The sequence below is a fragment of the Desulfosporosinus fructosivorans genome (assembly GCF_004766045.1).
Lineage (GTDB): Bacteria > Bacillota > Desulfitobacteriia > Desulfitobacteriales > Desulfitobacteriaceae > Desulfosporosinus > Desulfosporosinus fructosivorans.
Window position 1 is genome coordinate 49,394 of sequence record NZ_SPQQ01000011.1, and the last position, 13,473, is coordinate 62,866.

The following is a 13,473-nucleotide window of genomic DNA, read 5'->3' on the forward strand; positions in this document are numbered from 1 at the left end:
AGGCCGTTTTTAAGGAGCTGAAATACAATAAAACCATCCATATACAACTTTATCTGGCCTACTGACGTCTCGGATAAGGTAATACTTTTTAACAGTCTGACCACTTCGCTGGCTGAAGTGAAGAATACTCACATAGATTTGCTGAACCTTCAGCAGTTTGACTACGATACCCTGCCTGCAGACACGAAGCAGTTTATCGACGGGCTAAAGCAGGGGGGATACGTCCTGGATGACGCAGTCGATGAACTGAAAATATTGAAGTTCGCCTATAACAGCAGTAAATACAACCGGATGGGTTTGAGACTTACCATCGCCCCCACCCTGAGATGCAACTTTGCCTGCAACTATTGCTATGAACAATCGGAAGAAAACCAGGGCAAAAGGGATGGTCAAAATGCTTTCATGCCGGAGAACGTGCAGCAAGAGTTGCTGAAGTATATTGAGCTGGCGGCCAAAACAGTAAACTTTGTATTCATAACATGGTACGGTGGCGAGCCGCTCTTGGACAAAGAAATCATCTTTGACCTGACACAGAAAATTATTGCTATCACCGAAGAAAACAAGATTGGTTATTCCGCCGGAATGATTACCAACGGCTACCTGCTTACCAAAGACCCGGACGTGGTGCAAAAGCTAAAAGACAGCCGGATAGAAACTTTCCAGATTACGCTTGACGGGCCGCCAGCTGTGCATAATAGCCGAAGGATGCTTAAGGGTGATGGCGGTCCAACCTTCGACCGGGTTCTGGAAGGCATCAAGTTGCTAACGGCCAATGAACTGGAAGTATCTCTACGAGTTAATGTAGACCGTTCCAATATGGACGGAGCATTGAAACTCCTGGATATATTAGAGGAAAACAATTTAAAGGACATAGCTATCCACCTGGGCCACGTTTCAGCCGATACGGCGGGCTGCAAGTCCATCGAAAGCTCCTGTGCAACCATGGAAGAATTCACGGTATTGAACCAAACCTTCCACGAGACATTGCGGCAAAGAGACTTCAAAATAGGTCAAATGCCCTATTATCCCCGTATTGCCTATGCCTGTGGAGCCAACCGGATGAACGCCTTTGTTCTCGACCCAGACGGCGACATGTACAAGTGCTGGTCTGAAATAGGCGACAAGCCTGTCCGTATCGGTAACATTATGGACTTGAAACAACGGGGCAAGAATGAGCGCATGCATGAAATCCGCTGGCTCACCTGGGAACCTTTCGAGTATGCCGACTGCGTGGAATGCAAGATGCTGCCTATTTGCATGGGAGGCTGCGGCTACCGGGCCATGTTCGTCAACAAAGACTGGCCCGATTGCGCGGAATGGAAATATAGCCTGGAACATTATGTTAGGGCGCGGTTTAACCAGGAGAAGGAAATCATAAGCCACGGGGACGTTCCATTTGCCACCAATCAACCAAACCTCTAAATCCGATCTGATATTCTCCGTCCTATACCTAAAACTCTACTGAGCTGACGATTGCTCACACCTATAGAAAAGAGTTTAAGTTCATAGAGAGAAATTTACTGATGTGTATTAAAAGAGATGGAGATGGAGATGGACATACAAGAAGAGAAAACTGTACAAGGGCAACCCTGGGTGATCGATCTGTTCAAGTCGGAAGATGCCGAAGGGGTTGTCGGTTTATATCAGGCTATATATGGTGAATACTTTCCTTTGCCGGATATTTATAGTGCGGATTGGCATGTAGAACAGGCACAAACTAATGATTCTTATAGGGTTGTAGCCCGTTTATCGGATGGGAGCTTAATCGGTACAGTGGCATTATTCAGGTCTGTGCCTACAAATCCTGAACTGTATGAGGGCGGCGGGCTTATGGTTCTAGAAGATTACCGTACTCAAAATGTAGCAGTCCAGCTTATGCATTATATGTACAATAGTTTGCCAAAGAAGCATTGTGTAGGACAAATCTGGGGCGAAGCGGTTTGCAATCATCTGGTAAGTCAGATGTTAGCTATTAAAAGCGGACAGGTAGCGTGCGCCCTGGAAGTGGATATGATGCCGGAAGATGCCTATAAGAAACTGTCTGAACGTGGACAAAATATAAATAGCCGTGTATCGGCACTCGTATTATTTCAGGCTTTTAATCCAGATAGTCGGGTGGTTTATTTACCTCTTGCCTACGAGGATACACTGAAAAAACTGTATGCACCGTTTGACTTCGGTCATAAATTTTTAAAACCGGGTAGCAATATTGAAGATGGATCAAATACCAGTGCGAATATTAGTATTATGTCGGGTGCTGGTATTACAAGAATAACAGTTTCTCAAATAGGGATTGATTTTCCATCATGGCTGGACAGAACGCAGAATGAGCTAAGAGACTGTGGTAGTAAGGTGTATCAAATTATTATTCCACTTAATAAGCCGTTAGCTGACCAGGCAACAGAAAGCCTGCGCAAGGAAGGGTATTGGTTGGGAGGACTCCTGCCGAGGTGGTTTGGACACGACGGCTTTTTAATGCAAAAAACTCTGCATGAGCCTGACTTTAGCAAAATTATGGTTTATTCCAAACATGGCAAAGAAGTCTTGGCAATGGTTCAAGCAGATTATGAAAAAAGGCTGAGGTGAGAGGTATGTTTAAAGTAGAGGGAGCTACTTTATGGGATTTGCTTGAGTACAATGCTGGGGCAAGAGAAAATAATTCAGCATTGCTGTTTCCGCAAAAGGGTGTAGATCTTAGTTATGGACAGTTGTGGGAACAGGCGGGCACGGTCGCCAAAGGGTTAATAGCCTTGGGAATCCAACACGGTGAAAAGATAGCCATTTGGTCACCGAACAGTCCGGAGTGGCTAGTGCTTGAGTATGGAAGCGCGGCGGTTGGAACACCGTTAGTCATGATTAATACGAGTTATCGGATGCTGGAACTAGAGTTTGCCCTGAAACAGACGGATGTCGTTGCTTTGTTTGTTGCCGACAATCAAGGTCCAACCAATGACTATCTTGAAACGATCGGAAGTCTCTGTCCTGAGCTTTTGGAGAAGCCTCCAGGGGAATGGAAAAGCGATAAATTACCAAAGCTTCGTTATGTGATTGGTTTAGGTGAAAAAAGACTGCCGGGTATGCTGATGTGGTCTGATGTATTTATTGCTGCTGAAAGAATAGAGGGCTCTGTTTTTACAAAACGGAAGATGCAGGTTAGCGCAGATGATACAGTATTTATTCTGTTTACTTCAGGGACAACCGGAGAACCTAACGGCGCGATGCTATCCCATCAAAATTTTCTTATAGCCATTCGTTCACTCCATAAACACTTGAGCTTTACAGAAGCAGACAGCTTGTGCGTACCACTTCCGCTCTTTCATGTGTTTGGCACAGGTATGGCTATTTTGGTTGCACTTATGGGTAGTGCCTGCGTTATTTGTGAACAAAGTCAGGCGAATCAAATAGTGCTAGCCCTTCGAACAACCGGAGCAACAGTCTTGTGCGGCACACCGACAATGTTTATCGGATGGATGGATGCGCTGGAAACGTTAAAGAATGATGGATCTTCATTAAGCAAAGCGCTTTCAGCAGGTGCTTCTTTGCATACAGAAACGGCAAACCGGATTTTAGAAAGAACCGCCATTAAAGAAGTCTGGAATTGTTATGGTGCGACGGAAACAATCGTTGTATCCGGCAATAGGATCAGTCATATGCAAGAGTCAGAGTGTATTTCTACCGGCAGCCTCTTGGAAGGGGTGGAGGCGAAAATAGTTGGAACTGTAGGCGAACGTGAGCTGGAAATGGGCGAAATCGGTGAATTATTACTCCGAAGCCCAGGCGTTATGAAGGGTTACTATAATAAGCCTGAAGTGACAAAAAAAGCAATTAACGATGAAGGCTGGTACCACAGCTGGGATATGGCAGCTATCGATACAGAAGGGAATATCAGCATTGTAGGCAGAATGAAGGAAATGCTGATTCGTGGGGGAGAAAACATCTTTCCACTTGAGATTGAAGAATACCTGATGTCCTACCATAAAGTAAAAGAAGCACAAGTGGTTGGAATTCCATCAGAATACTATGGGGAAGAACCGGTTGCTTTTGTAATTTTGAAAGGGGGTGAAATTGCAACGCAGCTCGAACTGAAAAAGTATTGTCGGGAAAGAATAGCTTATTTTAAAGTGCCTGTATATATCTATTTTGTAGATTCATTACCTAAAACAGCAAGTGGCAAGGTACAGAAATTTAAACTCAAGGAACAAGCAATTGAGAAACTCAAGAAATAAGAGGGGGAATTTATATGGATAGAAATGTAATTCTGGAAAAATTGGAGTTAATGCTTAAAAAGCATGTGGGAGGTAATATCGAAAACACCAGTTATGATACAGAACTATCATTTTTAGGTCTTGACTCGCTGGGTATTTCGGAAGTCGTTGTGGAGATTGAGGAAGAATTTGATTGTGTGATCCGAATGGATGATTTTATAAAGCTTAAGACCCTGAATGATTTTGCTGATTATATCGCCAATGAATTAAAACCTTGATGAACTAGCCGCTGATGTCATGTCTGGAGTTTAGAACGTATTTTTTAGGCAACGGAATTTCGACAGTGGGCGATAAGTTTTATACCTTCGCCCTTGTCTGCTTTCAACGCCTTGCCAAAAAAAATTGGAGGTGCCTTTACCATATGTTATAGATGGAAGCGAGTGGGATTCATGAGCAAGTCAAAGAACTGCTGTACTCGATGAAATGTGTATAAGGATGATGGACAAAGATGATGAGGAAGAATGAGAACAAGTAAATATCTTAGAAATTGTTGCAAATATCTTTCTATGATATTTACAACAATTTCTAAGATATTTGTTTAAAACATTGGCATATAAGACTTTGTATGAAGAGTAGTTTAGTGAAACATGGATGCTCCCATCGTGGCAGCCGATGAGAAATTGAGTTTTGTAAAAATATGCGATCTACGAGGAGGTTGATTATGGAAGACCATAAAGTGGCGGAACTGCGAACACCGTTGGCGATGGAGATGTTATCCTTGGTCACAGGCTTTACGGAAAATGCGGCTAAAGCATTTGGATTAGATGATTCGAGAAGTCTACGCCTGGGTTTGGCGGTTGAAGAGATATTTGTCTATATTTCAGCTCAGGCAGGAACGGGAGAGACCATGCGTCTGATCGCTAGGTCTGGTGGGTATTATGTGGAGATTATCTGCTTAGTTTCAGCTCATTCTCTACCCATAAGACTCATGAATAAGACGGCCGCCGCAGATATAGGCGATGAAGAGTTTTTGGTGGAGATGGGTATTTTCTTAGCAGCCCGCATGGTGGATCGATTTAAGTTGGTGATGGAACAGGATAAGGAAATGGGGTTGTATTTTCTCGTGGAAAAACAGTACCCTGAAATGATAGCCCAATTGGCCATGCCACCTAAGGGAAATTATGCGATTCAGGCCAGCGGACGGGAAGATTTGAAGCGGTTCGCTCAGCAGGTAATAAGTTGTTATAGCGAAGCAGCTCCCGATTTTTTTCGTTTTCCTGGTAAGTTTGTCGATATGGTCGATAGTGGTGAATATGAGACGGTATTGGCTCTTGATGGCAAAGGGAATGTGGGCGGCGGTATGGTATGGAAGCGGGATGGCAAGTTGGCGGAAGCGTATGGTCCCTATGTTTTTCAGGAAGGACTGGCTGCACTATTAGTCGAAAAAGTCCTGGAAAAATTAGCTCGTTCCAGTGTTGTTGGTATCGCCGTTAGACAGCCCACAAGAGAGATGCCTCGCGATTATTTTGAGGAACTGGGACTGTCCCAGTCCAGTAATAAGGAAGAAATACCTAGCCATCAAGCTGTACTGTATCGGCAATTAGAAGAGGATACGGGAATGGTGGTGTTTGTTCATACTTCATTGCAAGGTTTTGTGGAGAAATGTTATGAACGGCTTGTTTTACCACGCAATATTATTTCCATTCAGCGCGCAGGAGAAAAACTAGTTCCTCATTCGGTGTTTGCCGTGTCAGTGGATGGCAATCAAAAACAGGCCGTTCTTTCTGCTCTGGTGGTTGGGGCAGATGCTCAGGCAGTTTTACGGGACTATGTTTCTTCTCTGCAACAACAGGGCTTAGCAGGCATATTTTTTGAACTCGATATTGGTAAAGAACTGGAGTCTTTGCTGTCGGAAGATCTTAGCGCAGTAGGTTTTAGGCCTGCGTTCGTTTTGCCATGGGGTGGGCAGGGCGATCTTATTGTATTCCAATATGCGGGAGGAGAATAATATGGCAGGCGAATTTCCTCCTCTCAAACAGTTAGTCCCGCCCTATATTCATAAAATTGAGCCCTATATCCCGAGTAAACCGGATGATCTGCTGAAACAGATGTATAATACTCCTTTTCTATGTCGGATGAACAATAATGAGAATGTGATCGGTCCACCACCACAGGCCATAGACGTCATAAGGGGTTTTGTCCCAGAACAGGCGGCCATTTATCCCAGCGGTGATGCCTATCATTTGCGGCAACGTTTGGGCGAGATTTATGGAATTTCACCCGATGCATTTATTGTAGGCAACGGCGCCAATGAGGTCATCGCTTTTGTGATCAAGGCTTTTTGTCAGCAGGGTGATAATATTATCACAGCAGATAAGACGTTTGCCGTTTATGAGTGGGTGGCGGATTTTTCAGGATTTGAAAGTCGCTTGGTACCCCTAAAAGACTATGGTTTTGATGACGAAGCGATGTTAGCAGCAGTGGATGACCGGACGAAAATTATCTTTATCTGCAATCCTAATAATCCCACGGGGGCTTACTGGAGCGAGACACGTTTACGGGCCTTTCTGGACAAGGTGAACGGACGGCAGATTGTCGTGGTGGATGAAGCCTATGCCGAGTTTGCCGAGGCAGTGGACTTTCCCGACGGGATGAGTCTTATCAAGGAGTATCCTAACTTGGTTATTTTCCGTACGTTTTCTAAAATGTATGCCTTGGCAGCCCTGCGTATTGGCTATTTAGCAGGAAATATTGACATAGTGAATGTCATTCGTCGCACCTGCATTGTTTATTCGGTGAATGCTTTAGCGCAGGAAGCGGCTCTAGCGGCCTTAGCGGATGATGGTACCCATGTTGCCCGGACAAGGGCGTTGGTGAGGGAGTCCAAGGACTATTTGAAACAAGAACTAGATGCTTTAGGACTACCTTATATTTGTGGTGAAGGTAATTATGTTACTATTCGGCTACCCTTCAGCGACACCTTGGCCTATCGCAAACTCATGCGTATGGGTTATATGGTGCGGACGATGACTGGTTTTCGGTTTCCTAATCATATTCGGGTGACGCTACATAACGTGCCAGTAATGGAAGGATTTATTAGAGCTTTGAAAACAATTATTTAAGGTTAGGCACATTCGGAAAAATATCCATGGCATCTTTGACTTGTTACTTTCTTACATATGTCTTACAGAAGTAGTGTTGGGATACGGGAGGTTTTGCGATGAAAGCTCCATTAGATATGGCCAATGATCCCGTTTCACGGGTAATGATTTGGTTAGCCATTCCTTTAATGGTCTCCTTATTTTTTCAAAATTTATATTCCTATGTGAATACAATTTTTATTTCTTGGTTAGGTGAACTGCCTTTAGCCGCCATTTCTTTAGTTTTACCCTTAACCTATATCGCTCTTTCCTTGGGAAAGGGAGTTGCCATGGGCAGTGTGGTGCTGATTAGTCATGATCGGGGAGCTGGTAATGAGGCGGATGTCCAGCAGATGGGCAGGTCCATACTGCCTTTGATGACGCTCATCATGATCTGTTTCTTGCCTCTCATGCAGCCAGAGATATGTCGCATTTTTTTTACGTTTCTGGGCGCTGATGCAAGGGTCATGGACCATATTTATGGATTCACTTTTTGGTTGGTTGCGGGTTTTCCCGTTATGGGATATGTAATGAGTGCGGAAGCTTTGTTTATCGTCAAAGGGGATACTGTGACTCCGATGAAGGGCATGATTCTGGGGAATGTGCTGAATATGGCGCTCGATCCCATCCTTATATTCGGCTTGGGTCTCGGGACGGCTGGCGCAACCCTGGGTACCTTGATTGGGCAAATCGGAGCTGGGATCTACTTAAACCGGCGTTTGCAAGTGGCTGGACATAAACGCCTGACGATCATCTCTACACTAGGAATGATTAAATATTGGCGACGCATTGCTAGTCAAGGCATGTTTATTGCTATCTCTTATCTGGTTTCGCCGCTTGGGTTAATACTCTTGAATGGAGTGCTCATCCAATTTGGAGCCGTTGCAGTGGGTGCGTGGAATATTATGTCGCGTACGGAGATGATGGTTATGTTACCCATTATGGGTATGAGCAATGCTTTGGCAACGTTTATTAGTTTTAATGCCGGAAAGCAAGACTATCTACGTATTCGAAGCGGCGTAAAATTTTTCTTTACCTTATCCCTGGGCATTGTAGTGCCCTTTATGTTGTTATTTGTTTCATTTCCACATGTCTTAAATGCTGTCTTTAATCCTCCAGCTGAGCTCAGAGAACTGAGCGGCTATGCCATTCAGGCATCGGGCATTGCAATTGTTTTTTCTACCGTACTCTTCGCCTTCTACGGCACAGTGCAAGGCTTGAAAAGGCCAGCCTTCATGATGGCTGTGTCTTTTATTTACCTCATTGTATTACGGGTTCCACTGGCCTATTGGATTGGTAACTATTGGGGTGAGCGAGGGGTGTTTTGGAGTCATCCGTTGGCAACGATGGTCGCAGCAATGATTGCTTTGATCTTGTTGGTGCGGTTGCTAAGAACTCCGGCACATTCAAGTTGAACTAAGGAGTTAGTAAATAAGAGTAAAGGGAGATGTCTTTATGAACAGAAAAGAGATTGAAAATCATGAGTAGAACTAATCGTCCGCTGACGAGTGAACCCCAAGTCATTGGCAGATCGGCACTTAGAGTCGATGCTCTGACTAAAGTTACGGGCGAAGAAAGATATGCCGCGGATTATTATCCAGAAAACCATCTTTGGGTAGGGGTCAAGCGTGCCACCTATCCCCATGCGAGGCTTACGAGTATTGATAGTTCGCAGGCAAAGGACATGGTTGGTGTCGCTACCGTTTTGACAAGTCAAGATGTACCAGGTAGTAATCGCTTAGGTATTTTCGAAAAGGATCAACCGATACTAGCCGATGGTATAGTGCGTCATTATGGCGATGCCATTGCGTTGGTAACGGCTGAAACCAAAGAAATACTAGAACAGGCGCTAGCGGCGATTGTGGTGGAATATGAACCCCTTGCTGCCGTATTTGATCCAGAAGAAGCTCTAGCGAACGATGCAGTAGTTCTTCATCCTGAGAGAGTCGATGGCAACGTACTACTGCGTGGCGAAATCAGCTGTGGACGCGGTGCTGAGGCTTTAGCAGACTGCGCGTTTACTGCAAAAGTATCCATCAAACTAAACTGGCAAGATCATGCCTTTCTTGAAACAGAGTCCGGGGTAGCATGGCTAGAGAAGGACGGTACCATCGCCATGATAGTTTCGACTCAGACACCCTTTCGTGATCGGTTGGAACTGGCAGAAGCCTTAAAAATATCACCCAATAAATTTAGAGTTATGGCGCCGCATTTAGGTGGTGCTTTCGGCGGTAAAGACGGTCTTACGGTCCAGGGATTTTTGGCGTTGGCGGCTCTTCATTCTGGTGGGCGACCAGTAAAAATGTGGTATTCGAGGGAAGAACGATTCCTAGCAGGAACCAAACGACATCCTGCGGTTCTGAACTATACCTTAGGGTGTGACCGAGAAGGCACTTTACATACTCTTGACTGTAGCATTTTGATGGATACGGGTGCTTATTCGGCACTCGGTGGTGAGGTACTTGGTTTAGCAATGGAACATGCTGGTGGTCCCTATTGTATTCCCCATACGCGAATCAAGGGGGCGGTTGTTTATACCAATAACCCCGTTGCGAGTGCCTTTCGAGGGTTTGGTGTACCGCAGGTAGCTGCGGGAATCGAGCAGGTCGTTGATGAACTAGCGAAGGTCGGAGGGTTTGATCCCCTCCAGTTTCGGCTGAAAAATGCTGTGCGCCGTGGCAGTGTTACACCGACCGGAGTGTTGCTGACGCAAACGGTAGGGATTGGAGAATGTTTGGCAAAAGTTCAGGAACATCGCCTATGGCGTGAACGGCAATCGTGGCAGAATAGTTCTCCACCCTTTAAACGGCGAGGCGTCGGTTTGGCAGCTTGTTATCATGCCGTTGGTTTTGGGCCGGTTATTCCTGATTATGCCAACGCTAAGCTAGAACTTTCTACCGATGGTCGTATACGTGTTTATGTTGGAGTCGTCGATATGGGACAGGGCAATGCTTCCACTTATATGCAAATTGTTGGGCATATTCTGTTCCAAGGGTATGACACGATGGAGCTGGTTCTGCCGGATACATCCCAGACACTCCCTTCTGCTTCCTCTTCTGCCAGTCGGACGACCTTTACCTATGGCAATGCGCTCATTGGAGCGGCAAATATACTGAAAGAACGAATCTTGGCAAGAGCATTACTGTTGTTTTCGTTTCAGCTCCTCGAACAACTGAGTGTTCAGGATCTAGTGCTATTACCTGGACGAATCTTACATCAGCCCTCGGGCCGGGAAGTTCCGCTGAAAATGGTCGCTGGGTTTATGGATGACAGTGAACGAATAACAACCTATAGTTACACTTGTCCCGTCAATAAACAAGTGTTGTCGACAGGGGGAAATCTTCGGCTTCATGGGTTTCCTCATCGGGTATTTTCCTATGGTGTACAGTTGGTTAGGCTACAAGTGGATACGTTAACAGGGGAAGTGGAAGTGTGTGATCTGCTCAACTGTATTGAGGCTGGGAGTGTGCTAAATCCCCAGGTTTTTGAACAGCAAATCCAAGGTGGTGCGGCCCAGGGAATTGGCTATGCTTTATTTGAAGATTTTGCTCTGGAAGACGGGAAGATCAGGACGAATGACTTTTCGACCTATATCCTGCCAACGGCAATGGATATCCCTAATATGGAAACAGTTGTCGTAGCTCTGGCAGAGGACGATGGACCCTATGGTATGAAAGGTGCGGGAGAAATCAGTATCGATGGCATTTTAGCAGCCATATCCAATGGTCTTGCTGGGATTATCGGGACACGTCTTACTCAGGGAACGCTGACTGGGGAAAAAATATTATTAGCTCTGCGTCAAACCGGTAAGGAGGGTGTGCGATGAGAGTGAAATTTATGCTCAATGGTAAGGAGACAGTCGTAGACACCCAGCCTGATCGGCGGGTGGTGGATCTTTTAAGGGAAGATATGGGACTGATTGGCGTAAAAGAGTGTTGTGGCGCAGGCGAATGTGGGGCTTGCACCATCCTCGTTAATGGAACAAGCCGCCTGTCTTGTTTGATGTTGGCGGCTCAGCTGGAAGGTATGGAAGTAACCACCATTGAAGGCGTAGCACCAAAGGGTGGCTTTGCAGTTGTGCAGCAAGCATTTATTGATCATGGTGCGGTGCAGTGCGGTTTCTGTACTCCCGGTATGGTGTTGGCAGTGTTAGATTTGTTGCATCGTAACCCGCAGCCGACGAGTGAGGAAATTCGAGACGGGCTAAGTGGTAATTTATGTCGCTGTACCGGCTATCAGAAAATTGTCGAAGCTGTTCTAGCAGCGGCTGCCTTGCTGAAGGGGAGGTGTGAGTAATGGATGTTTTGTTCCCACGTACCCTGGAGGAGTTAAGAGAACTGTTTGGGGTCTACCCTGAGGGGAGTATCTTAGGTGGTGGCACGGATCTTTTAGTTCAGATTCGAAAATATGGCCATAAACCGACGGCTTTATTTTCTGTGGAGCATTTGCCCGAGTTACAACGAGTGGAAGAGAAGGAAACCGATCTTTTTATTGGTGCAGGTGTGACCCATCAACAGCTTTGGGAATTACCCATCATCAAGGAACGTTTCCCAGTACTGCAGGATGCCTTAGCGGTACTTGGCTCTCCACCAATCCGGCATGCGGGAACGCTAGGTGGAAATTTGTGTACAGCATCGCCGGCAGGAGATACTTTGCCACCGCTCTATGTTCTGGGTGCCAAGGTAGCAATTAGCGGTCAAACAACCCAACGTTGTGTGTCGATTGACGAATTTATTCAAGGTCCTGGTCGTACGATACTGGAACAGGGCGAATTTGTAACAGGTATTTACATCCCTCTGCCAGCGCCGAACGCGTTTTCTGCGTATTACAAGGTTGGTAAACGCAAGGCTTTGGCTATTGCCATTGCCAGCTTGGCTGTGCTGCTAGAATTAAACCCTGATGAAACCGTGAAAAACATTAAATTGGCTTGGGGGAGTGTCGGTCCTACCGTCATGATCCTGCCAGACGTGGAAAACTTTCTCAAGGGAAAAGTTCTATCAGACGAAATACTAGTTCAGGCCGGAGAAATGGCGATCCTAGGCGTTGCTCCGATTGATGATATTCGGGCAAGTGCTGAGTATCGTCGACGTCTAACTGCGAATTTACTGTTGCGCCTTGGCAGTGCTATCCGTCTGAGCTCAAGTGACCTAGCGGAAAAATCAATCCTTTAGGTCACGAAGCAATCGTTACAAAAATTTGAAGAGATTGAGATAGGAGAGAATTAGTATGAAAATCAACAAGACGCAGGATGGAAGCAAATTAACCTTGACTTTTGAGGGCAGGCTCGACAGCAGTAGTGCCCCCAGTTAGAGACGGAAATTAAAGCCAACCTAGGAGGCATAACAGAACTTGTGATGGACTTTGCAGAACTGGTCTACCTTTCTAGTGCGGGGTTACGCGTTATTCTCGCCGCGCAGAAGCAGATGAACAAGCAGGGGGAAATGGTGATTGTTAAGGTCAATGAGACAATCATGGAGATTTTCGAGGTAACGGGCTTCACAGAAATTCTAAACATCGAGTAACACGTGACGTTTGGATGCCCTAAAGGTGGACATAGAGATAAGGAACACCCACTTACAAAAAGTGGGTGTCTCACGATTAGATGAAGAGGGATTATAAAGGATGATGAGAGATGTGTTTGATTGTGCCAAACTTGATAAAGACCCTAATGCTTATGTTTCCTATTGTTTAAAAACGCCTGTTTCACCGCATTTAGCGTCAAACCTTGAAAACGTCCGTATTGATCTTGAGATTATCTATAATGATTTTAATAGGATTAAGTCAGAGTTTGACTATCTGGCCTATGCCACCACCATCCATAAGAGCCAAGGCAGTGAGTATCAAATCGTCGTGGCACCCTTAACGATGCAGCACTACGTGATGCTGCAGAGAAATCTTCTGTACACTTGCGTGACTAGGGCTAAGAAGGTGTTTGTTCTAGTGGGCACCAAGAAGGCGATTAGTATGGCAGTCCGCAATAATAAGACGTCGAAGCGGAATACCCGTTTGGCGGAGAGATTATCGATGCCGTGATTTCGGCAGAAGCTCGATGACTAAGTGATATTTAGCTCGAACATGTGTTATAATATGGAAATAATGATCAAATAGACGATCTTCGAATCATCGAA

General features: G+C 45.5%; 12 protein-coding genes. All 12 read left to right on the top strand.

Translation table 11 applies throughout. The annotated features are described in order from the left end of the window. Positions 1–117: 117 nt before the first annotated feature. The 12 genes from E4K67_RS23510 to E4K67_RS31640 all read left to right on the top strand — a co-directional run bounded on the left by E4K67_RS23510 (position 118) and on the right by E4K67_RS31640 (position 13,378). Positions 118–1,422, top strand: a complete 1,305-nt coding sequence (locus E4K67_RS23510) for a radical SAM/SPASM domain-containing protein (RefSeq protein WP_243454595.1) — start codon at positions 118–120, stop codon at positions 1,420–1,422. A 129-nt stretch (positions 1,423–1,551) separates the two neighbouring features. Beyond that, entirely contained in the window at positions 1,552–2,586 is a 1,035-nt protein-coding gene (locus E4K67_RS23515; protein ID WP_158408561.1) for a GNAT family N-acetyltransferase, read from the top strand. Positions 2,587–2,591: 5 nt separating this feature from the next. Next, positions 2,592–4,226, top strand: coding sequence for an AMP-binding protein (locus tag E4K67_RS23520; RefSeq protein WP_135551228.1), 1,635 nt, complete (start codon positions 2,592–2,594; stop codon positions 4,224–4,226). 14 nt (positions 4,227–4,240) lie between these two features. Then, the gene (locus E4K67_RS23525) at positions 4,241–4,483 is read left to right on the top strand and encodes a phosphopantetheine-binding protein (protein ID WP_135551230.1); all 243 of its coding nucleotides are present in this window, start codon (positions 4,241–4,243) and stop codon (positions 4,481–4,483) included. A gap of 443 nt (positions 4,484–4,926) precedes the next feature. Continuing rightward, positions 4,927–6,213: an ATP-binding protein gene (locus E4K67_RS23530; protein ID WP_135551232.1), complete on the top strand. Its 1,287-nt coding sequence runs from the start codon at positions 4,927–4,929 to the stop codon at positions 6,211–6,213. Between the two features lies 1 nt (position 6,214). Next, positions 6,215–7,327, top strand: coding sequence for a histidinol-phosphate transaminase (hisC, locus tag E4K67_RS23535; protein ID WP_135551234.1), 1,113 nt, complete (start codon positions 6,215–6,217; stop codon positions 7,325–7,327). Positions 7,328–7,425: 98 nt separating this feature from the next. Continuing rightward, positions 7,426–8,760: an MATE family efflux transporter gene (locus tag E4K67_RS23540; protein ID WP_135551236.1), complete on the top strand. Its 1,335-nt coding sequence runs from the start codon at positions 7,426–7,428 to the stop codon at positions 8,758–8,760. A gap of 65 nt (positions 8,761–8,825) precedes the next feature. After that, positions 8,826–11,171 carry a xanthine dehydrogenase family protein molybdopterin-binding subunit gene (locus E4K67_RS23545; protein ID WP_135551238.1) on the top strand — a complete coding sequence of 782 codons (2,346 nt, stop codon included), beginning with the start codon at positions 8,826–8,828 and terminating at the stop codon, positions 11,169–11,171. Beyond that, on the top strand, positions 11,168–11,641 hold the full coding sequence (locus tag E4K67_RS23550) for a (2Fe-2S)-binding protein (RefSeq protein ID WP_135551240.1): 474 nt from the start codon (positions 11,168–11,170) through the stop codon (positions 11,639–11,641). The genes E4K67_RS23545 and E4K67_RS23550 overlap by 4 nt, the downstream gene beginning before the upstream one ends. Continuing rightward, complete coding sequence (locus tag E4K67_RS23555) at positions 11,641–12,516, top strand: FAD binding domain-containing protein (protein ID WP_135551242.1); 876 nt, start codon at positions 11,641–11,643, stop codon at positions 12,514–12,516. Before E4K67_RS23550 ends, E4K67_RS23555 begins: the two co-directional genes overlap by 1 nt. Before the next feature lie 183 nt (positions 12,517–12,699). Next, positions 12,700–12,867 (top strand): STAS domain-containing protein, encoded by a 168-nt coding sequence (locus tag E4K67_RS31360; protein ID WP_338031913.1) that lies wholly within the window; start codon positions 12,700–12,702, stop codon positions 12,865–12,867. Positions 12,868–12,967: 100 nt separating this feature from the next. Beyond that, positions 12,968–13,378, top strand: coding sequence for an ATP-binding domain-containing protein (locus E4K67_RS31640; protein WP_420841582.1), 411 nt, complete (start codon positions 12,968–12,970; stop codon positions 13,376–13,378). Positions 13,379–13,473 lie beyond the last annotated feature (95 nt).